This is a genomic window from Halobacillus halophilus (assembly GCF_020171985.1).
In the GTDB taxonomy this organism is placed as follows: Bacteria; Bacillota; Bacilli; order Bacillales; family Halobacillaceae; genus Halobacillus; species Halobacillus halophilus_A.
Map to the genome: position 1 here is coordinate 142,530 of NZ_JAIVAL010000002.1, position 21,268 is coordinate 163,797.

Genomic DNA, 21,268 nt, shown 5'->3' on the forward strand with positions numbered 1-21,268 from the left:
CCCAGAATCTTCCACCTCAGGTCATCCAGTTATTGGGTATACTGTATGGTGGAAGATTGTCATTGGTCTGGTTCGGGTATAGACTGAGGGCAAACTATTATTTGCAGAAGGAGAGATCTCTTATGAAACCAACCGCTCTAATTACGGGAGCTTCAGGTGGAATCGGCTATGAATTTGCCCGCCTGTTTGCCAAATCAGGATACAATCTTATTGTTGTCGCACGGTCTGAAGATAAACTCATGCAGCTGAAAGAAGAATTAGGTGAACATCCAGTCACGATCATTCCTCATGACCTATCTGAACCTGGAGCCGCTGAAGTTCTCTATAGTAAAGTCAAAGAACTCGGGCTTACAGTGGAAGTACTTGTGAATAATGCAGGTTTTGGATTAAACGGTCAGTTTGATGAACTCCCCCTTCTCGATCAACAGAAAATGCTCCAAGTCAACGTAAATACCCTTACAGATTTAACTCATTTATTCTTACAGGATATTAAGAACGCACCTCTACCCGACATACCAAAAGGGGTCATCAATGTCGCAAGCACCGCCGCGTTCCAGCCGGGGCCTAAGATGGCTGTGTACTATGCCTCAAAGGCTTACGTCCTATCATTCTCTGAAGCGTTAGTGGAAGAACTTCGCGGAACAGGCATTACCGTGTCCACCCTTTGCCCTGGAGCAACCGATACAGACTTCTTCAAAACGGCTAAAGCGGAGCACACAAAACTAGTAAACAGCACAATGTCTCCTGTAGACGTAGCGAAAGCTGGTTTCCTTGGTTTCATAAAAGGAAAAAGAGTGGTCGTTCCCGGAGCAGCCAACCAATCGATGGTCTATGCTTCTAAGTTTATCCCACGTTCCACTGCAGCCAAACTGGCTCACTATATGGACCAATAGTCATTTCGTGTGACTCAGGTATACATCTTTATCCTCATAAAAACATGGAGCAAACTTCAAAGTTTGCTCCTTTTTGTGTATAATTGGAAAATCATGTTTATATCTTTCATGTAATATGAGGAGAGGGGCCTAGTTTTGAAAAAAATAATCGGATACACTTTATTAATAACCCTTCTGGTCGCAGGGGCAGGAGGATGGGTCGCACAAAAATATATCCTTACACCCGGTGAAGATAAAGAAGTCACCTCCCCAGAAGATCTGCGCGAAGCAGAAGAAGTGATTACAGGAGCTGTTTCAGAGGAAGAACTAGACCGTTATGAAGAAGCAGGTAAAAATCCATTTGGAAAAGACACGCCTGCTGACGAATTGACGGATCATCATTATAAAGAGTACATACATGGAATGTCTCATCAAAAAGTAGAAGCTTCTAAGAAGTGGGGGTTCTACGAAATCCATCCTGAGCGAATAACCTGGCTGCTTGAAGGTCTTGACCAGGCCGACGTAGAACACAAGCAAGTGTACAAGGATATTCTGGTTAAATGGAAGGAAGAGGACTTCTCCACCATAGATGAAGATCACAATGCCATTTGGAATTTACAGAATGGCACGATTGGAAAAGCCACCGGAATCCTCTCTCCGACTGAAGAGAAAGAATATATAGAAGGCAAAAAGTAAACCTAAAAAAACGCTCGGAGCCTTAGCTCCGAGCGTTTCTCATTTCTTCTGATGATTTCCTGAAACCATAAAATGGACGATAGCCGCGATTTTCATAATATTCATGGGAAGAAGTGGTTGCAAGCATCTCTACACGCGTACTTGGATAGCATTCATGAGCGGTCCGCACGAGCTGCTCACTAATCCCCTGATTACGATGACTTTCTTTAATCAGAATTTCGCAAATATAAAGTGTCACAGCTCCGTCCGTAAGTCCACGCAAATAGCCGACTACCTCCCCATTTTCTTCAGCTACAAGAGCAGGTTCTGAATTCAACCAGGAACAACACGTTTCTTCATTTCTTTCAACCAGTCCGTTCCATCCCTCTTTCTCATTTAATTGCTGGATGTCGTGAAAGTCCTTTTCTAAAAACGATCGTATTTGAACAGTCATCCAAATTCATCCTTTCCTGTTGAGTTGCCCCTCACTCTAGCGTCGTCGTCTATTCTCTTTGTAGGCTGAGTTCCCTTATTAGATCCTCCACAAACTAGAAACCCTATCCAATCCGTAATACTTTTGTGCTAAAATTACAAGGAAGAATTTTTACCTGAACATAAGGAGAGACACCCTATGAAAAAAATCATGATCTTTCTGGCTTTTCTAATTTTTTTAGCCGGATGTTCATCTGCCGAGTTAGCCTTAAGCGATTTAAAAGACAATTATCCTGATTCATTTGCAGAACCAATTGAAACTCTTCCGGAAAGTAAGCAGGAACGAGTCGGTCTTCCGGATGAGCTTCCTTTTGAGGTGAAAGCTGTGGAAGCTTCTGCCGAGGAAAATCAAGTAACGGTTCGCTATCATTCTGCCAAAACCCATGATTTAACCGTCACTACCTTATTTGATCCAGATGGAGAGATGGCGGAAACAGATTTGCAGATTCCATTAAATTCTGGATCCGTGGCCGGAGTACGGGAAGAGGAAGAACAAGTTTTCGTGGAATGGTACAATAGTGATGAAGATGTCATTTACCAAATTGATTACAGTGCAGTGGATAAAGAAAAGCAAACCCAGCAAGCCATGGATATCGCAAATTCCATGAATTAAGAAAACGTTCAGGTTAGGACCTGATCGTTTTTTTATACGCTTGAAAGGATACCCCGCCTTCTTCCTTGCAATTTGTTTCATAACAAGAAACTCTTACTATACTAAAATAACGTACAGTCGTAATTATCTCAAAATTTCATCAATTATACAAACGGAAAGCCGGAGTATAAAAAAGCCTGAATCTCATCCGATTCAGACTAACCAAGTTTTAACTCTTCCACTTTTCTATTATCTTCTCATCTACACTCCTAACATGGAGATCCCTTTGCGGGAATGGAATTTCTACACCGTTTTCTCTAAAGATTGCATCAATCCTGAAGTTTATATTGCTGCGGATTCGTATCACGTGCTGAGGATCCGAGATCCAGACAAAGAGCTCGAAGTTTAAAGAGGAATCTCCAAATTCTTTAAAATTAATAAAAGGCTCCGGCATCTGGCGAACGGTTGGGGAAACCCCCGCCTCATCTTCTGCGACCTGGAGCAGAAGTTTTTTCACTAAAGGTACGTCACTCCCATAAGCAACCCCCACTGGCATCACTAACCTCATTACTTTATCGCTATACGATCGATTAATCACGTGTTCTTCCAGAAAATACGAATTGGGAACAATAATATGCTCATTATCCAAGGTTTTAATAACCGTTGCTCTCATGTTTATACGCTGTACATCACCAATAATTTCGTCCACAATGACCCGGTCTCCTACTTTAATAGGTCTTTCGAATAAAAGAATAATTCCGGAAATGAAGTTAGAGGCAATATTCTGCATCCCGAACCCAATCCCGACTCCTATGACTCCAGCAAAAACCGTAAGAGCGCTCAGTTCGAACCCAACTGTAGATAAACTGATAATAATAGCCAGTACCATGATTAAATAGTGAAACGCTTTGTCGAACGTAAATTGGACGCCCCGATCCAGTTCATACCGTTTATATACTCCCGGAAACACATATCCACGGAAAAGCTTAGATATGCGATTTGTAAGAGATATAATCAGTACAGCTATAATCAGCAAGAACACAGATACAGGTTCGGATCCAATGGTAAATAGAGCACTGAACATCCACTGGGCACTTCGAAAATGAAACAGCGTATAGATAACAACTCCATATAACGCAATCCAATTAATAATACTTTGAACCATATAAAAAATTCTGGATCGTTCCTCTTTATTAGAACTCCATTTCTTCAAAGTGCCAATAAGAATACCTCTTACGACAATTACCGCAATTAGGACAACCGCAAATATTACAAATGAATTCATCCAAAGTTCATTGCCAGATAGATTCTTCACACAACCGGTCCTTCCTTTAGGATTCTGCTATTTTTTCGAGTTTCTTGAAATTCCTGCTGATCGGCCTCGGGGCCTTCAGCTTATCAAAGAACACCCGGTACGTATTTTTCTTTTCATCTATATCCACGATCTCGCCTTCTCCGAAAACAGGGTGTTTCACCCGGGTGCCCTTTTCAAACAAGACTGCAGGATCCTCTTCTTTACTATGATGGGTCGCTCGTATATATTCTTTCGCTTCTTCAATCAGAGCTTCATCTAATTCTCCGATTCTATCATAGAGATCATCTTCCACTTCAAAAATAAAACGGGAAGGATATTTCTTCTGGCCACCATTTTGAAACCCTTCAGATTCAGTTAAGTAAAGCTCTTTTTCAGCACGGGTGACCGCCACATAAGCAAGACGCCGCTCCTCTTCAAGCGCCCGCTCTTTTCTTTCTCTGAGCGCACGCACATTTGGCAGTACGCTTTCTGTCATACCCACTACAAATACATAAGGAAACTCAAGCCCTTTAGCTGTATGAATGGTCATCAGCTTAACAGAGTCCAACTGATCGTCACGTTCATTATCGGTGTACAGCGAAATCATTTGAAGATACTCTTCCAAATTAATATCTTCCCCCAATGTCTGCTCATATTGAACGATGGAATGAAGTAATTCAGTCAGGTTATCCAGACGCTCCTGGTCTCCATCCTCCCGTCGGTAGGCTTCATAACCGGTTTTCTGCAGGGCTTCCTGGAGTAATTCAGAAACTTTTAACTCATCTTTTCGATTCTTTACATATTCAATCGCCTCGATAAATGAATGGGCATCTGTCGATTTGAACCGATCGTGATCCTTATATTTTTTCAACGTTTCATACAAAGAGAGATTCTCAGCCTCGGCACGTTCACGAAGAAACTGCATTCGCTTTTTGCCAATCTGCCGCCTGGGAACATTTACAATTCTGGAAAATGACAGATCATCTGCGGCAGCAGTCATTCGTAAGTGAGCCAGAGCATCCTTTATTTCCAGTCGATCAAAAAACTTAAAGCCGCCAAAAATCGTGTACTCAATGTTAACACTAATAAGTTCCTGTTCAATAGAACGCGAGAGATAGTTTGCCCGGTACAATATCGCAATATCGCTATAGTTCGCCTTCCTCGCTTCCACAATCTCCTTGATCCGGTTCACCACCCACTTCGCCTCATCCACTTCATTCTTCCCGTGATAATGAACGACTTTCACACCAGATGGATTGCTGGTTTCCATATCCTTATCCACACGGAAATAGTTATTCTGGATGAGGGCATTTCCAAGGGAAAGAATCTCCGGGGTAGAACGGTAATTCTGCTTTAAAAAGATCGTCTGGGTGTCAGGAAAATACGTTTCAAAATCTACCATGTACTTAGGATTAGCCCCCCTCCACTCATAGATGGTCTGATCTGGATCCCCCACTGCAAAGAGGTTTCCATGATTCGCCGAAAGCTTTTTTACTAACTCAAACTGCTTCAGGCTGCTATCCTGAAACTCGTCCACTTGAATATAGAAAAGCCGATCCTGCCATTTCTCCAGTACTTCCTGATACTGGTCAAAAAGGACAAACACAAAATTAAGAAGGTCATCGAAATCCAGACCGTACACACGCTTTTGTTTCTTCAAATAGCGCTGGATAATTTGACCGTCCACATCTCCAGCGTCTTCTACAGCAGGCATTTCCCCTCGTAAAATCATTTGCTGTACGTAATGCGTGTTTGCCTTGAGAGTTCCGATCTTATCAAGCAGCCTCTTAAAAGTTTTATCGTTCATTTTTAAATCCAGATCCTCAAAAATTTCTCTCAGCAGAATCTTCTGGTCTTCCACATCTAAAATAATAAAATTCTTAGGATAAAATAACCGGTGGATATCCTCTCGAAGTACACGAACGCAAAATCCGTGATAGGTGGTAATAAAACCTGTATCCTGCTCCCCTCCGATCAGTTTCTTCACACGCCGCCTCATTTCATGAGCAGCCTTATTTGTGAATGTGACTGAGAGTATATTAGAAGGATCTACGCCTAGTTCATTTACAATAAATGCGTAACGATGGGTCAGGGCACGCGTTTTTCCTGATCCTGCTCCGGCAATAACCCGGATAAATCCTTCAGTGGAAACGACAGCTTCCTGTTGGGATTCATTTAATTCTGCAAGAAGTTCTTCCATAAAAAGTACTCACCTTCCAAAGAACATTTGTTTGTATTATAGCATATCAGGGAAGATAATCAGCAGACCCAGCTGTTTAAAAAATGCGTATAGAGGTTATGAAATCCATGAAGGAGTTGAATAGTATGAAGGAACAACACCAACCATTGTTTGAAAGTAAAACGATAAATGACCGTACGTTTGCCAACCGTTATGTTGTAGCACCGATGACCCGTGTAAGTGCTGAGAATAATGGAATGCCAAATGAAACGATGAAAAAATATTATGAACGCTATGCTAAAGGCGGGTTCGGGACCGTCATTACGGAAGGAGTCTATCCTGATGAACGATTTTCACAGGGATACCCTAATCAGCCCGGCCTTGCAAATGAAGCTCACCGCGATGCTTGGAAGCCAATTGTGAAAAGCGTTCAGGAACATGGAGCACTTTTCATTGCGCAAATTATGCATGCAGGCGCGCAATCACAGGAAAATCCATATGCTGAGCACAATATCGGTCCCTCCCAGGTAGCCCCGAAAAATGATAAGCTTTCTTTCTATGGAGGAGAGGGACCTTTTCCTGAACCGAAGCGAATGAGTCACGATGATATACAAACAGCTGTGGAATCTTTTGGCCGTTCTGCTGAACTTGCTAAAGAAGCTGGCTTCGATGGTGTAGAAATCCACGGAGCGAACGGCTATTTAATTGATGAGTTCTTAACTGATTATTTCAACCGTAGAGAAGATGAATTCGGTGGCGATACCAAGAACCGCCTTCGTTTTGCACTTGAGGTTATTAAAGAGGTTCGTAAAAAAGTCGGTAAAGACTTTATCGTTGGAATTCGCATCTCCCAAGGGAAGGCATCCGATGCCGATCATCGATGGGCGCTTGGAGAATCGGACGCCGATACCATCTTCACCACTCTTGGAAGTGAATCTCTCGATTATATCCATGTGACGGATGATGATGCTGAGAAACCTGGATTCGGTCAGGGCTCTATGTCCATGGCTGAAGCAGCTAAGAAACATAGTGGCATTCCCGTCATCGCAAACGGTAAATTAGCTGATCCGGAAAAAGCTGTTTATATGTTAAACAACGGACATGCTGATTTTGTAAGTTTAGGTACCAGCGCACTACAAAATCCTGATGCACCGAAGCGGATTAAACAGGAGAAAGCTTTGGAAGAATTTGATTTCGGTTCAATTATGCTCCCACAGGCTCACATTAAAGAGCATGAATTGAACAAGCATATTCTCGTATAATTCCCAAAAAACCCCGCCTCTTACCATCTATCTATTAAATGGAATGAGGCGGGTTTTTTTATTTTATAGAACTTTGTAAAATTCCACTGGTACTATTGCAGTAAAGCTCCCGTTAGCGAAAGACTCAGTTTCGAGGTAAATGGGTCCATTACGTTAGATGGATAAGGGTTGGTGGGGAAATAACTCGCTTTCCTGTGGCCCTACATGACGTAGGATCGATCGACGTTGCCACAGGACGTGGCGAATTTAGTCGATCCTCCTTTTTTCCATGAGCCTCCTCAGTCGTTTCACTCCTTGTGGGGTCTCACCTAGATCCTTCTCCCACGGGAGTCTCGCCATTTCCCCACCAACCCCACTTTAATACTGCGAACGGACCCTTCTATAAGAGAATGATGCTCCTGCTTAATCTGGATTAAACGCTTTTATGCCAGACTTTGTGGCTTTTTACATCCTGAAAATAGGTAGAATCCTAATGGTCTAATGCTTCAACACGGAGGTAATGTATAAAGTGGTTTCGAGCCTCTTGTTCGGCCAGGTTCGGAGGAGGGCGATGGAGACTCCTGCGGGATGAACATGATCGGTGAGACCCCGCAGAGCGTCAGCTCGAGGAGGCTCAGCACATGCCCGCGGAAAGCGAAATCGTCCCCCGCAGGACCTACCCTCTCATCAAATATCTCGAAACTGAGTCTTCAACTAATCGGCCCTATTGTTTAATAGGCCGGTTTTTAAGATCAACAAAAGCTTTTAATGCAGTATCCACATTAAAAGTTTGCTTTTAAGCCGGTTTCTAAAAAGTATTTAGTCGCCTGGCGTATGTTCATAAAGGTTCGAACATCATTTAACATAATGTTATTTTCAGTGAACTGCCTCACCACTTTAGGACGCATACCTGCAAGCACCACTTCAATGCCAAGTAATTTTAAACTGTGCATTAAATTTCTAAGCAGCACCGCCCAATCCTGGTCGATTTCTGATATGCCGGAAAACTGGATGACCAGGCGGGTTACATTTTGTTCCTGACATTGAACAGGCACTCTTTCCAGGAGAATAAAGCGCTGCTCTTCTCTTAAAATCGGCTGCAAGGGTAACAGCGCGTATCCCTTGGCGATCGAGACCACATTTGCTGTCATCTCTTCAATCATATGTATCAGATGCTTTTCTGTCTGGAATTGCTCTGTAACATCCACAATCCTGCTTAACACGTACCATTCACCTTCATGAATAAACCGCTTCGTTTGAAATTGAAGGATCATCTCTCTACCGCGCCAATGAAATTCCATAGACTCTACTGTGATATCTCTTTCTTTTTCAAACGTATGGGTTACTACCCGTTTGGATTGAGGTATGTTGGGATAAATATCATGAATATGCTCTCCGATAACCCGTTCTTCTTCTAATTCAAACATTCGAACATAGGCAGGATTAACGTACGTCACTTTGAAATCCTTGTTTAGAATCAATACACCTTCATCTAATAGATCCATAGCGTTTCGCAAGAGCACCTTCATTTCCCCCTCGGTGTGTATCTTACTTTTATTATGAAGGTATTGAGGAGAAAATCAAGAACATTCGACTTAATTTTCAGAAAAAATAAACCAGGGGAATTTCCCTGGTTTCCATAACGGCTTATGCCTTTTCCATTTTATCTACTTTAGATATAATTTCTACGTGCTTTAAGTTCCCAATATTGTCAAAATCGATCTTAATAAAATCTCCGGGTTTGGCGAACGCTATTAAACGCTCCTTTAAAACAGATATTTCATTATTATGAGCATCCTCTTGAATCAGAATGGCATAAGCCCCTTCAAAGCGATCCAATTTGTAGTTGTTCACCTAATTCATCCCCTCTGTAATTTTGAAAAAATGGTGATAAGTACGTATATATATTCTCGTTCCCTTCTATTTTAATGAATAAACTTGTCGAAATTTGGAAGAAGCGCCTGGATAAAGGATATTGGTTTGTATTTTAGAACTCCCCTTGACCTGCAAGAGGAGTTCTTATCATTTCTTCGGTAAATCCAGTTCCCTATCGCTACCCCATGTATCCTCCAGGTAATCATCACGGCCAGAGTTACCGCGGTAAAAATCATACCGCACCTTATTTTTCTTATAATAATCCTGGTGATACTCTTCAGCCCGGTAAAATTCCTCTGCCTGCTGAATAGGGGTCACAATTTCACTTTCGAAACGACCGGATTCCGCAAGCCTCTGTTTGGATTCCATGGCAGCCTGTTTCTGTTCTTCATTATGATAAAAGATCCCTGTCGTATATTGAAATCCGCGATCAACGAATTGACCTTCATCATCGGTCGGATTAATCTGACGCCAAAATACTTGTAAAAGCTGTTCGTATGAAATAACTTCCGGATTATAGTAAACCTGTACGGCTTCCACATGTCCGGTTCCACCAGATGAAACCTCTTTGTACGAAGGGTTCTTCGTATCGCCTCCCGTGTACCCTGAGACAACTTCCTGAATTCCTTTCAATTTTTCAAAAGGCGGTTCCATGCACCAGAAACAGCCTCCGGCAAAAGTAGCAACCAGATAGCCTTCTGGAACCTGGTCCTTCGTAATAGCTTCACTTTCATAATTTCTTTTTGTCAAATAGGCATAAGCTTCTGGAATCGCAAAAATCCCAATGATCACGAGCACGCCGGCTATAATCAACCATTTTTTCCGCTTCATCATGATGCCCACCTTTATTGCTTTATTTACCTTCATCATAGCACGTGAACTCGATTATCTCCTAGAAATATGCAGGCCTCAATCTTCTTCCTCCAGGATCAGCCCCTCCACATGTTTCCTATCCAGCTGCTTCCTAATTTTTCGATATTCTTTAGACTTGAAAATAATATCGAAGTCGTAATCCTCTGGATATAAATCTTCAGCACGAATGTGGAGCTTAAGTCGTTTGTGATTGTAGGTGAACTTTTCACCTTTTACCTGAACCACATAGTTGCCCGTTTGATCTGGACCTTTATATACAATGGCAGTTTCTCCTGTAGCTTGAATAATGACATTATCGCCCATTTGAAAGTGCGGTTTTTCGGTCGCAGGCTCCCGGGGAGTTTTCCCCCTTCTATAACGGTTTACGGCAGCCTGCCGTTTATACTCGGCTTCCTTTAATTTCTGATCACTGACCTGAAAATCTCCCTCCTGCTTATACGTGATCGAGTACGCCTGGTTTAAAATTTCAGGGTGAAGACCTAATTTATGAGCAATATCAAAAGCCTGACTTCTGCCCGAAGTTCCAAGGTGAAGCCGGTAGGTGGGTTGAAGCGTTTCAAGATCAAATTCCATAGCCCCATTCATAAAGCCTGGCTTGTGCCGGGCGTACTCCTTCATTTCACTATAATGGGTGGTCGCAAGGATCGTTGCTCCCTTTTCCGAAAGTTTATCGAGTATGGCTGTCGCAAGCCCCATGCCTTCCCCGGGATCCGTCCCTGAGCCAACTTCATCCAGTAAAAGCAGAGAATGATCATTCGCTTCTCTTAAAATATCGATTAAGTTAACGAGTCTTGAACTAAAGGTACTTAAGTTCTCCTCTATACTCTGCCCATCTCCAATATCCACAAATACCTGCTGAAAAACAGGTAGGACACTCCCCTTTTCTGCCGGAATCGGAAGACCGGATTGAGCCATAAGACAGAGCAGCCCGACCGTCTTCAGCGTTACCGTTTTGCCTCCTGTATTAGGCCCCGTAATGAGTAAAGCCTGATCTTCAGAATCCATTTGAATACTTAGAGGCACAGCCTTCTCGCCAAGCATGGGGTGTCTCGCCCTGCTGATACGAAGCGTAAAGTCTTCGGAGAACTCCGGTGCCGTCCCATTGATCATGCGGCTGTATTTCCCTTTAGCAAAAATAACATCATACTCATGCATAGTTTCCATAGCAAGATTCAATTCAGACTCGTTGTCCAGCACTTCTGAGGTCAAAGTATAAAGGATCTGTTCGACCTCATGTTCTTCATTCATACGAAGTAACTGCAGTTCTTCCTGTAGATTGGCAAGCTCTTCTGGCTCAACAAAAAGGGTTGCTCCTGAAGCAGACTGATCGACAATGCCTCCTTTGATCTTGTTCCGATTCTCCCTTTTTATCGGTAGAGTCCATCGTCCATCTTTCTCTACAGGTCTTGGTTCCTGCATAATCGTTTTATATTTCTTTGCCTGAGCCTCTGTCCTCTCCTTCAATCGGCCTTGCTTCGTTTGAATCTGCTTTCGGATTTTAGCTAAATTCTTAGAAGCATAATCATCTACCTGTCCGTGACGAATTACCTGATGGATATCCTCTTCCAACCTGGTTAAATCAGAAATAGAGGATGCATACAGACTGATTGTGGGGGCAATAATCTCTTTGTCCTTCATAAAACGCTTCAACTTTGTACAGTGATCCAGAAATGAAAGCAAAACTGAAAATTGGTTTGCCCGAATGAACATGCCCTTTTTCCCTTGTTCAAGCATATCCGTTACATCTTCCAGAGTGTGGATGGGTATATTTCCACTTGTGTTTAAAATAGCTACGGCCTCTTTTACCTCTTCATGCCAGCGGTTCATTGCTTTTATATTACGTACTGGCCTCAAGGATTCAATTGTTTCTTTGCCGGCCTTTGTAAAAGCCAGACGGCTCACGGTTTTCAATATCTCAAAAAATTCTAAAGTGTTGTACGTGCGTTCGTTCATTGGTGACTCCTCCTCTTAAGGGTTAAATTTATATAGGACGATCGGGCAGCTGCCTGGATGGCAGTAGGCGTCCAAAGACGCTCAAGTTTATGCCGGCACTCCTTCTCTGCCCATAAATAAAAAAAGCCACGGCAAGCAGATACGCTCGCCGTGGCTTGATTAGAACAGACCTCACTTATAAGTGAAGGCTTCTATTCCGCCAACAGAGAATATAAAAAAAGCTATGACTGAATAAGCCAGTCATAGCTTCGTTTCTATCCTCAACGTGCTACGCTTATGCTTGTTCTTAACTGTTCCTGAAAAATGGGTTCACAAACCAGACGTGTTAATTCCACGCCTTTTCCCATTCCTTTAATCAGGACTTTATCCAATTACGGATTAGTTAAGAACAACCACACTCATAAACCATTCTCCTCTTATTGAAAGGATATTGTTGGCGGAACAGAAGTCTGTTCCTCTTTTTAATATATGTCCTGAAGTTGGAAATGTCAATCCTCAAAAATGGACTGATAACTTTCTTCAGTGGTTGGTGCTGTACTCGTAAATAAGGAGCGCTCAATAATTTTGAGGGCATTTTCATTGCCTTCTGATTTTTCTGAGGCCGTGCAATCTTCCGGAACCCACAAGTTGTATTCCCGCATGTATGCATCATTAGCCGTAAATAAAACGCAAATATCTCCTGCAATTCCAGTTAAAATAAGGTTTTTCACACCTAATTGATTGAGCAGGATATCAAGCTGAGTTCCAAAAAAACCTGAATGCTTCGGCTTAATGATGAAGTAGTCGTCTTCATCAGGAAGAATTTGATTAATAACAGTTTCTCCCTGTCCACTCCTGCATTCATCAATCAAGTCAGATACATTATCCTGCCAAAGACCAAAGTTATCGTTAACATAAATGACAGGTAAGCCTTCTTTTTGCATTTCCTTTTTAAAAGATTGGAGGGTTTCAACCATAGGCCTTGTATTCTCAAGAAGGTCTTCGCCTCCACTAAAATCCATTTTATTGATCATATCAATGATAATGAGCGCTGTATCGTTTTTCATATAACAACACTCACTTTCCGCTATATTTTTCCGGACCTGCTGGAATCTGGCGCTTGTGCTCTGTTTTTTCATGCAGATCCTTCAAGAGCTTTTCATCCTCTGGGTCAATTTGTTCTCCGCGTAAGTAAGCATCTATCGTGTCATAGGAAAGGCCAAGCTCTTCTTCATCAGACTGTCCTTCCCATAGCTCTGCACTCGGTTTCTTATGGATAATGGCATCGGTCACGTCCAGGGCTTTTGCCATTTCCCTTACTTCTTCTTTTCTCATATTGATAAGAGGAACCAGGTCCACTCCTCCGTCTCCGTACTTCGTAAAGTAGCCTGTATAATCTTCTGGCGCATTATCTGTACCTACGACAAGATAATTATAGTTGTTCGCTACAGCATAAAGCGTGCTCATACGCAGACGAGCCTGAAGGTTGGCTCCACCTAATTGAGATTTATCACTATTCCAGTCACCCTTTTTTTCGAGTTCTTCCTGAATAGCGGCATATGTCGTTTCATAAGAAGACGTCAGATTAATTCCAACGTAATCAAGACCAGAGCCCTCTACTACATTCAGAGCATCCGTCTGATCTTCTACTTCTTTGTTAATAGGGAGCAGTACCCCTAACGAATTTTCTGGGAACGCTCGTTTAATTAAATAAGAAACTACAGCTGAATCGATTCCCCCACTTATACCTACGAGAACTCCATCCGCTCCTGCTTCTTTTACTTTACCTTGTAACCACTCTGTTAAATATTCGATTCTTTCCTTCATTCTAATTTCCCCCTTCATAATTTACACTATATGGGTTCTGTTCCTTATTCCGATATAATATAAACCTTGTTTATGATAAGCGAACAGGAATAATATAATTTCCAGTATAATAAAAGGGGATGATAGTCCACTTCCATTATAAAAAAGATGCACGCCCAGGAAAGAGCGTGCATCTTTGAAGAAACTATAATTTTACGTTCCAGTACTTCTATTATCTGTAGAAACTTTTGGAGCTTCCAAAATTGAAGGTGCTCTTCTAGGAAGTTTTCCAAATAGTAAACCAGGCCGCACGAAGTACTTATGCGTGAACCAGATGACCAAGTAACAAAGGATAATCGTACTTACGTATCTAAGAAGAATGAACAAATGGAACCAATAACCTTCAGGCGCAGGAATGAATTGAGCCACGACTTTCAGGATAAAAGGGTGAAGCAGATAAAATCCAAAAGAATACACAGCCACTCGCTGCACATACGGAATAATGCCCGGCCACTTGTCACAGATAACTTCGGTCAATCGGAACAATAGATAGCTTCCACTTAGAATATAGGAAAGGTTCATAATTAAATAAACATACCCTGGGAGGGCGAACGTAGAAACCGTGTATAAATGATAGTGTAAGAACACGGTCGTCACACCGGCTGCCAGTGCAAAAACGGCCCAAGCGACGTTCGTTTTTCTATAGATGAGCGAACGCTGTTCTTTATAATATGCTCCGATCCACGCTCCAAGCAAATAAGGTCCCAGAGAGCTTAGGAAGATGGAAAACGGAATCAATTGGAATGTCTGGTCAAAGAAATAGTATCCGATTTCTATAGCAATTCCAAATACCCACATGTATTTTTTAAACACTGGAACCTTCTGGGCAATAAACAGAATAATAGGAAACACCAGATAAAATTGCACTATTAAGAATATAAAATGAAGCTGGTAAAAGGATTCTCCTTGAATTATTCTCCAGGTCATCTCTGCAAAATTGAGAGGAACCGCGCCAATGTAAAGAGAGAAAGCTTCATAGAATAAAGCCCATAAAAGGTAGGGAACCACAATATAAAGCGCCCGCTTCTTATAATAGTCTTTCAGTTCCGGTACTGTCATTTTTTTATCCATATATTTATAGAAAAACACCATGGCTGTAATCATGATGAAGATACCAGCTTCTAATCGTATAATTCGATTGATAAAGTGATAGACTCCAAACTCCATACTACCTTCAGTAAAGACGGATTGGAAGATACCTGTAGTATGAACTAGTACAACCATCAGCATGGCAAACAGCCTTAAAAAATAGATAGATTCAATTCTATCTTTCTGCATAATGATCATCCTTATTATTATATAATTTCAATAAACCTAAGTTATCATACCACAGATCTACAAAACACGTCTTTTTGTTACAAAAACTTAAACAATTCGTGATGTTATCTAAACAAACCTGCCTGGACCTGGCAAACGTGATTATTAAAAAATTCATCACGATTTGCCCCTATATCAAGAGGTACCAAGTGTCATGCCTCCATCTACTACAATCTCCGTTCCTGTACAGTATGAGCTTTCATCTGAAGCAAGAAAAGCTGCCACTCTTGCTATTTCTATAGGCTGTCCAATGCGTCCCAACGGGATATTTTGATAGGATTCCGGAACTCCTTTACCCTGAGTAGCCATCTGCGTTTCAATACCCCCGGGATGAATCATATTGACTCGAATGCCTCTTGGTCCTAATTCAATTGCCGCAGATTTAGACATCGCCACCACTGCCGCCTTGGTTGCGGCATAAGCTGAGGAACCGCTGATAGGAGCAAAAGACGAAATGGACAGGTTATTAATGATCGCGCCCTTTTTCCGTGATTCCATGTAAGGGGTCACGGTTTGCATGCCGATGAACACCCCAAGCTGATTTACATGAATTAATTTTTGATATTCTTCTATTGTAAGTTCACTGAAAGGTTTACGGGTAAGGATTCCTGCATTATTAATAAGCGTATCAATTCGGCCGAACCTCGTAATGATCAGACTTACTGCTTCTTTCCACTCTTCTTCACTCGTAACATCCAACTTTACTGGAAAAGCCCTCTCATTTCCGATTTCTTCAGCTGTTTCCATTGCTTGAGAATAATCACGAGCGGCAACCACTACACGGCTTCCCAGCTCAGCTAAATGTTCGGCCATCGCTTTCCCCTGGCCTCGATTAGCACCCGTGATTAAAGTTATTTGATTTGTTAAATCGGGCATATTTCATTCTCCTAACTAATTATCTTACATCCTGTCACCTGGAGGATTGTTGGTAATCTTGCCTGCATCGATTTGCTTTAACAACACGTAGACTGGCTTCTGAATTTGATGATATAAGCGTGCTTTTTCAGTTGGCATCTCTTTATCCCCCATGGCTCCACTAGTCTATACTGATTTACAGGAGTGGCGCAACTGCCAATCCTTCCCTTGCCAACCGTTCCTCAAATAAATTCAGGCGTGTCCGATGAAAGAATTTTCAAAAAAATAAATTGACAGAGTTGGAAAAATATAATAATATATAGTTACAGTTAGCGAGTAAAAAACTGTGCTCTTAATGAGCTTATTATACTCCAAAGGGGAGTAGCTTACAGTTATGTCGACAATACGTGATGATTCATCACCGGCTTAACTGGCAACATTATGTTGTTTGCGAGACCTTTGCCAATTTGGTAAAGGTATATTTATTTGGATATCCCAAACCTTTACCAGAGTGATGGTAAAGGTTTTTTTAATGCATAAAGAAGGAGTACCACTCAATGAAAGTTGATTATTCATTAAACCCCAAAAAAACTAAGGAGGATCCAGGTTGTGATTCAATCATTATTAAACTTATTTAAAATCGGTTCCCCGAAAGTAGATTTAGTGCTGCAGTCTCATCAGATTGTTCCCGGCGCTATAGTGAAAGGGTCTTTCCACATTTACGGAGGATGGCTTCCGCAAAAAATCAAACGGCTGGAATGCGATTTTGTAAGAGAAGCGAAGGATCGTAAAATAGAAGTCATTGCTCCTGCCGCTACCGTATTAATGTCTCAAACAATCGAACGGAAAGGAAAACGGGAAGTACCTTTTCACTATCAGATTCCTGAAGATCTCCCTCCTACGTCGCATGCATCTTCCTATCGTTTGCAGACGAAGATTGTATTCGTCGATGATGTTAAACGTTTCGATCACGATGAACTTGTTGTTATAAATTAAGGCTTTGTAATAGATTAGATTCTTCGTAAAAGACTTATTGCGCAATAGGGCCGGATTGTGGAAGGCTCAGTTTCGAGATATTGGTTATGAGGAAGGTCCTTCGGGGGACGATTCCGCTTTCCTGCCCTGCATGACGCAGGAAAGCGAGTTGTTTCTGCAGCCATGCCTCCTCTATATGAAGTAACGGACCCAATTTATCTCGTAATCAAGTCTTCAAGTAACGGGAGCTTTACCTTAAAGCCATCACCGAAGTTTAATAGAGTCTAAATTAAAAATAAATAAGTAAAAAGGGGATAATGGAATGGAGTTTTCATTATTATTGGAATACGGCTGGGTCTTACTTATTCTTATTGGATTAGAAGGTATTTTGGCCGCAGATAATGCACTTGTTATCGCAACTATGGTTAAACATTTACCGGAAGATAAACGGAAAAAAGCATTATTTTATGGTTTAGGTGGCGCTTTCGCTTTCCGAATTGCTTCTCTGTTTATCATCTCCTATCTGGTCCAAATTTGGCAGGTTCAAGCGATTGGTGCTTTGTATTTAATCGGGATAGCTGCTTACCATTTGTGGAAAAAACATGTGTTAAAACCAAAGGTGAAGAAATCATCCTCAGAAAGCAAAGGCTCTGGTTTCTGGATGACCGTTGTGAAAGTCGAACTTGCTGATATTGCGTTCGCTGTAGATTCTATCCTGGCTGCAGTCGCTTTAGCCGTCATGCTCCCAGCAAGCTCTCTTCCTCAGATCGGCGGTTTGGACGGAGGACACTTCGCGGTTATCCTTGCGGGTGGAATTATCGGGCTGATTATTATGCGTTTTGCTGCCGGGTACTTTGTAACTCTGCTCGATAAGCGTCCTGGTCTTGAAACAGCTGCTTATCTTATCGTAGGCTGGGTAGGCGTTAAACTTGCCGTCTACACACTAGCCCATCCTGAGCTTGGTCTATTAGCAGATGGTTTCGCTAAAAGCCTGACCTGGAAACTTATCTTCTGGTCTGTTCTCCTGGCTATCGGTGCCGGTGGCTGGTTCCTATCAAAGGAAAAAACAGAACCCGTTGTTAAAACTGAAACAGCTCTTTAAAAATAGATAAAACGCAGCTTTGGATTATTGATAAAACTTTTACACTAATAAAGACGAGAGATCAACAGTGATCTCTCGTCTTTTCCTAATACACTTTTATTTCTTCTTCATAAGCCGTTAAAGCTTCATCAAACATCTTCAGTCCCGCGTCAATCTGTTCTTTACTTATCGTTAACGGAGGTATCATACGAATGATGTCCGTCTGATTGCCGCCAAAGTAAAAGAGAACTCCATTTTCAAGAGCCTTGTCCAGAACGTTAAATAAGCCTTCGCTATTGGGCTTTCCAGTAACAGGGTCCACTATTTCAATACCGATCATAAGACCGACAGACCGTATGCGTCCGATTGATTGGTGCCGGCTTTTTATCTCCTGCAGCTTCCGAGCAGCGTAAGCTCCAGCTTCCTTTGTATTTTCAAGCAGCTTCTCTTCCTGAATCACATCCAGAACCGCATTGGCTGCAGAACAGGCAATTGGATTTCCACCGAAAGTAGTGGCATGGCTTCCCAGCGGCCACTGCTTCATCAGTGCATTTGGAGCCACCGTGGCACTGAGTGGCATTCCATTAGCAATGCCTTTCGCAATCGCCATGATATCCGGTGTCACATCAAAAGTCTGGGAGGCAAACCATTCACCTGTCCGTCCAAATCCTGTCTGAACCTCATCAAAGATGAGTAATAAACCGTAATCGTCACATAGTTCGCGGACCTTTTGAAGCCAAGCTTTTGGCGGGACGATATAGCCCCCTTCTCCAAGTACGGGTTCAACTAAAATAGCCGCTACCTCATCTGATGTCACTTGATGGGCAAAGAGACGCTCGAAATCTTTTTCTAATTGCTGCACTACATATTGTTCTGGATCCGTGCCTTCAGGAGCATCTTCCACCTGGGCGTAAGGAATCTGATAAGATCCGGTCGGATTCAGAAACTTACGGTATTTACTTTTCGAGCTGGTTACACTTAGAGCGCCCATTGAACGCCCGTGAAAACCGCCGATAAATGATACAATGTAAGGCCGTTCCGTCACATGCTTTGCTAGTTTGATAGCACCTTCAATGGCTTCCGCTCCGCTATTTCCAAAAAAGAAGCAGTCGAGATCTCCGGGCATAATTTCAGCCAGACGATCCGCAAGTTTCAGAATTGATTCATAAATAATCACTCCAGATGGCCCGTGCCCAAGCTGATCTGCTCCTTCCTTAATAGCCTCCACCACTTTGGGATGGCGGTGGCCGACGTTGGTAGTGGCAATACCCGAAGTAAAATCCAGATACGTTCTGCCATCTACACCGTAATAATAGCACCCTTCTTCTTTAAGTACCGGCAAATTAGGGTGGTCCTTAGCCATGCTTGGCGCCAGCCGGTTTGACATATTTTCCACAAGATGATTCCAATCGTTCCCCATTACAAACTACCTCCATAAAAAACTCTCTCTATAATAGCACGCGGTTTAAAAGAATAATAGATGAGCCATCAAAGCTGCAATAGGCAGCGTAATAACGGTTCTCTGCAAAAAGATAGTGAATAATTCTCCAATGTTCAAAGGAATTTTCGATTTAATTAATAGAATACCAATCTCAGACATATAAACTAATTGAGTCAGAGACATGACTCCGATGATAAAACGGGTCAACTCTGATTCGATTCCCGATCCTATAACAGCTGGCAGGAACATGTCCGCAAAGCCGACAATCATTGCCGGTGCAGCTGCCTGAGCCTCCGGTATTTGCAGTACGTTCAAAAACGGAATAAAAGGATAAGATAAAAACGTGAAAATCGGCGTAAACTCAGCGATTATAAGTGCGATCGTTCCGAGTGCCATAACCAGAGGAATAAGGCCGAGCCAAATATCGGCGACATTGAAAATCCCTCTATTGATAACATTACGAGCGCTTTTTACCTGGTCGGCCTTGCTTACAGCCTGTTCCACCGCCCATTGGAAGCTTGAATATCCTGAAGGGACAGCCTCATCAATTTGTTTTCCTGCAGGTCCATAGTACGTACTTTTCTTCCGGGAAAGCGGTGGAAGACGCGGACAGATCACCGCCGCTACAATACCGCATACGGCTACAGTAAAATAAAACTGGACGAACATATGGTCAATTCCTATAAATCTTGCAATAACTAAACTGAAGGCGATCGATGCGATGGAAAAGTTAGTCGCAACCACGGCCGCTTCTCGTTTGGAGTAATAGCCCCCTTCATACTGCTGAGTAGTCAGCAACACTCCAACCGTTCCACTGCCCATCCATGAAGCTAAAGCATCGACGGAGGAACGGCCCGGCAGTTTGAATAATGGATGCATAACTTTACGGACCATCGTCCCAATGAAGTCCATTAAACCAAATTCCAACAACAACGGCATGAACAAGCTGGCAAATAAAAACCAGACCATTAGTACCGGAATTAGATCAAACAACACAACCTGACCCGTTAATTCAGAAGACACTATTTCAGGACCTGCACCAGTGAGTGTCATGGTAGCAAAGACAGCTCCCAGTAAACGCAGAACTATCCAGAATAAGCCCACATCAAATAAATTTGCGATAAATGTATGATTGCGAATAGCGGGCTGGCTGATTCCTTTGATTGCAATAGCGCCGACCGCTGAAATCCAAAGTACACTTGTCATAAATAATGGAATGTAATCAGAAATAGCAGCCTGCAGCCCATCGGCCATTACCCCGAGCCCAATCGTGACCGTACCATCTACTGAGATGGGCACGAGGAACAATAACACCCCTATGATGGACGGGATTAAGAATTTAAATAATTGTTTAGCTGTGTATTTCTTTTCCATCTGTAGTTCTTGCTTTTCTAACTCCATCTTCCTTCCTCCACTTCTGAATATGAATGCATATTTTTTCGAATTTTAAGGTTATATATCCTTTTCAATTTGTTAATCATACATTTTATTGCATATTGATTCAATGGTTTTTAAGAAGAAAGTTACTCCTCTGTTTCATTTTCTGATACCACCATCCATATTAAGGAATAAATATACATAATCATCTAGTTTTCTATAATGACCACACCAAACGCTTTTGAATAGTCCTCATCACTTTTATTCCACTAAAGGGCCGGTTTCTTGAAGACTCAGTTTCGAGATATTTTGTTAAGTGGGTTAGGTCCTG

19 protein-coding genes are annotated in these 21,268 nt (G+C 42.2%); 6 read left to right on the forward strand and 13 right to left on the reverse strand.

The features are described from left to right. Positions 1-122 precede the first annotated feature (122 nt). Together LCM11_RS05365 and LCM11_RS05370 are read left to right on the forward strand one after the other, a co-directional pair. Positions 123-893: an SDR family NAD(P)-dependent oxidoreductase gene (locus tag LCM11_RS05365; RefSeq protein WP_224893218.1), complete on the forward strand. Its 771-nt coding sequence runs from the start codon at positions 123-125 to the stop codon at positions 891-893. A 135-nt stretch (positions 894-1,028) separates the two neighbouring features. Next, positions 1,029-1,568 (forward strand): DUF6241 domain-containing protein, encoded by a 540-nt coding sequence (locus LCM11_RS05370; protein WP_224893219.1) that lies wholly within the window; start codon positions 1,029-1,031, stop codon positions 1,566-1,568. Positions 1,569-1,590: 22 nt separating this feature from the next. On the opposite strand, the gene LCM11_RS05375 is transcribed toward LCM11_RS05370, so the two are convergent. Further along, positions 1,591-2,001 carry a GNAT family N-acetyltransferase gene (locus LCM11_RS05375; protein ID WP_224893220.1) on the reverse strand — a complete coding sequence of 137 codons (411 nt, stop codon included), beginning with the start codon at positions 1,999-2,001 and terminating at the stop codon, positions 1,591-1,593. A 177-nt stretch (positions 2,002-2,178) separates the two neighbouring features. On the opposite strand from LCM11_RS05375, the gene LCM11_RS05380 reads away from it, so the two are divergent. Further along, on the forward strand, positions 2,179-2,652 hold the full coding sequence (locus LCM11_RS05380; RefSeq protein WP_224893221.1) for a hypothetical protein: 474 nt from the start codon (positions 2,179-2,181) through the stop codon (positions 2,650-2,652). 208 nt (positions 2,653-2,860) lie between these two features. Here LCM11_RS05380 and LCM11_RS05385 read toward each other — a convergent pair whose 3' ends face one another. After that, on the reverse strand, positions 2,861-3,946 hold the full coding sequence (locus LCM11_RS05385; RefSeq protein ID WP_224893222.1) for a mechanosensitive ion channel family protein: 1,086 nt from the start codon (positions 3,944-3,946) through the stop codon (positions 2,861-2,863). Positions 3,947-3,962: 16 nt separating this feature from the next. Continuing rightward, complete coding sequence (locus LCM11_RS05390) at positions 3,963-6,125, reverse strand: ATP-dependent helicase (RefSeq protein WP_224893223.1); 2,163 nt, start codon at positions 6,123-6,125, stop codon at positions 3,963-3,965. Positions 6,126-6,250: 125 nt separating this feature from the next. Here LCM11_RS05390 and LCM11_RS05395 point away from each other — a divergent pair, with 125 nt between their 5' ends. Further along, positions 6,251-7,366 carry an NADH:flavin oxidoreductase gene (locus LCM11_RS05395; RefSeq protein ID WP_224893224.1) on the forward strand — a complete coding sequence of 372 codons (1,116 nt, stop codon included), beginning with the start codon at positions 6,251-6,253 and terminating at the stop codon, positions 7,364-7,366. A gap of 761 nt (positions 7,367-8,127) precedes the next feature. On the opposite strand, the gene LCM11_RS05400 is transcribed toward LCM11_RS05395, so the two are convergent. The 8 genes from LCM11_RS05400 to LCM11_RS05435 form a co-directional block, all read right to left on the reverse strand. Continuing rightward, the gene (locus LCM11_RS05400; protein WP_318246138.1) at positions 8,128-8,868 is read right to left on the reverse strand and encodes a PAS domain S-box protein; all 741 of its coding nucleotides are present in this window, start codon (positions 8,866-8,868) and stop codon (positions 8,128-8,130) included. 124 nt (positions 8,869-8,992) lie between these two features. Then, positions 8,993-9,199, reverse strand: coding sequence for a DUF3006 family protein (locus tag LCM11_RS05405; protein WP_014642184.1), 207 nt, complete (start codon positions 9,197-9,199; stop codon positions 8,993-8,995). 168 nt (positions 9,200-9,367) lie between these two features. After that, on the reverse strand, positions 9,368-10,051 hold the full coding sequence (gene msrA / locus LCM11_RS05410) for a peptide-methionine (S)-S-oxide reductase MsrA (RefSeq protein WP_224893226.1): 684 nt from the start codon (positions 10,049-10,051) through the stop codon (positions 9,368-9,370). 78 nt (positions 10,052-10,129) lie between these two features. Beyond that, the gene (locus LCM11_RS05415; protein ID WP_224893227.1) at positions 10,130-12,046 is read right to left on the reverse strand and encodes an endonuclease MutS2; all 1,917 of its coding nucleotides are present in this window, start codon (positions 12,044-12,046) and stop codon (positions 10,130-10,132) included. A gap of 488 nt (positions 12,047-12,534) precedes the next feature. After that, positions 12,535-13,092 carry an isochorismatase family cysteine hydrolase gene (locus tag LCM11_RS05420; RefSeq protein WP_224893228.1) on the reverse strand — a complete coding sequence of 186 codons (558 nt, stop codon included), beginning with the start codon at positions 13,090-13,092 and terminating at the stop codon, positions 12,535-12,537. A 10-nt stretch (positions 13,093-13,102) separates the two neighbouring features. Beyond that, the gene (gene nadE / locus LCM11_RS05425) at positions 13,103-13,852 is read right to left on the reverse strand and encodes an NAD(+) synthase (RefSeq protein ID WP_224893229.1); all 750 of its coding nucleotides are present in this window, start codon (positions 13,850-13,852) and stop codon (positions 13,103-13,105) included. A gap of 192 nt (positions 13,853-14,044) precedes the next feature. Continuing rightward, positions 14,045-15,169, reverse strand: coding sequence for an acyltransferase (locus LCM11_RS05430; protein WP_224893230.1), 1,125 nt, complete (start codon positions 15,167-15,169; stop codon positions 14,045-14,047). A gap of 174 nt (positions 15,170-15,343) precedes the next feature. Next, positions 15,344-16,084: an SDR family NAD(P)-dependent oxidoreductase gene (locus tag LCM11_RS05435; RefSeq protein ID WP_224893231.1), complete on the reverse strand. Its 741-nt coding sequence runs from the start codon at positions 16,082-16,084 to the stop codon at positions 15,344-15,346. A gap of 588 nt (positions 16,085-16,672) precedes the next feature. Between LCM11_RS05435 and LCM11_RS05440 the strand changes: the two genes are divergently transcribed. Together LCM11_RS05440 and LCM11_RS05445 are read left to right on the forward strand one after the other, a co-directional pair. Continuing rightward, positions 16,673-17,059 carry a sporulation protein gene (locus LCM11_RS05440; RefSeq protein ID WP_224893232.1) on the forward strand — a complete coding sequence of 129 codons (387 nt, stop codon included), beginning with the start codon at positions 16,673-16,675 and terminating at the stop codon, positions 17,057-17,059. Positions 17,060-17,360: 301 nt separating this feature from the next. Beyond that, a complete protein-coding gene (locus LCM11_RS05445) occupies positions 17,361-18,140 on the forward strand; it encodes a TerC family protein (RefSeq protein WP_224893233.1) in 780 nt (259 codons plus the stop codon). 85 nt (positions 18,141-18,225) lie between these two features. Here LCM11_RS05445 and LCM11_RS05450 read toward each other — a convergent pair whose 3' ends face one another. Then, entirely contained in the window at positions 18,226-19,539 is a 1,314-nt protein-coding gene (locus LCM11_RS05450) for an aspartate aminotransferase family protein (protein ID WP_224893234.1), read from the reverse strand. Positions 19,540-19,584: 45 nt separating this feature from the next. After that, entirely contained in the window at positions 19,585-20,961 is a 1,377-nt protein-coding gene (locus tag LCM11_RS05455; RefSeq protein WP_224893235.1) for a YjiH family protein, read from the reverse strand. Positions 20,962-21,268 lie beyond the last annotated feature (307 nt).

Bases quoted from the DNA above. Each gene is read 5' to 3' on its own strand.
- LCM11_RS05365 (WP_224893218.1), top strand. From the start codon at position 123: ATGAAACCAACCGCTCTAATTACGGGAGCTTCAGGTGGAATCGGCTAT.
- LCM11_RS05375 (WP_224893220.1), bottom strand. From the start codon at position 2,001: ATGACTGTTCAAATACGATCGTTTTTAGAAAAGGACTTTCACGACATC.
- LCM11_RS05380 (WP_224893221.1), top strand. From the start codon at position 2,179: ATGAAAAAAATCATGATCTTTCTGGCTTTTCTAATTTTTTTAGCCGGA.
- LCM11_RS05390 (WP_224893223.1), bottom strand. From the start codon at position 6,125: ATGGAAGAACTTCTTGCAGAATTAAATGAATCCCAACAGGAAGCTGTC.
- LCM11_RS05395 (WP_224893224.1), top strand. From the start codon at position 6,251: ATGAAGGAACAACACCAACCATTGTTTGAAAGTAAAACGATAAATGAC.
- msrA (WP_224893226.1), bottom strand. From the start codon at position 10,051: ATGAAGCGGAAAAAATGGTTGATTATAGCCGGCGTGCTCGTGATCATT.
- LCM11_RS05415 (WP_224893227.1), bottom strand. From the start codon at position 12,046: ATGAACGAACGCACGTACAACACTTTAGAATTTTTTGAGATATTGAAA.
- LCM11_RS05420 (WP_224893228.1), bottom strand. From the start codon at position 13,092: ATGAAAAACGATACAGCGCTCATTATCATTGATATGATCAATAAAATG.
- nadE (WP_224893229.1), bottom strand. From the start codon at position 13,852: ATGAAGGAAAGAATCGAATATTTAACAGAGTGGTTACAAGGTAAAGTA.
- LCM11_RS05430 (WP_224893230.1), bottom strand. From the start codon at position 15,169: ATGCAGAAAGATAGAATTGAATCTATCTATTTTTTAAGGCTGTTTGCC.
- LCM11_RS05435 (WP_224893231.1), bottom strand. From the start codon at position 16,084: ATGCCCGATTTAACAAATCAAATAACTTTAATCACGGGTGCTAATCGA.
- LCM11_RS05445 (WP_224893233.1), top strand. From the start codon at position 17,361: ATGGAGTTTTCATTATTATTGGAATACGGCTGGGTCTTACTTATTCTT.
- LCM11_RS05450 (WP_224893234.1), bottom strand. From the start codon at position 19,539: ATGGGGAACGATTGGAATCATCTTGTGGAAAATATGTCAAACCGGCTG.
- LCM11_RS05455 (WP_224893235.1), bottom strand. From the start codon at position 20,961: ATGGAGTTAGAAAAGCAAGAACTACAGATGGAAAAGAAATACACAGCT.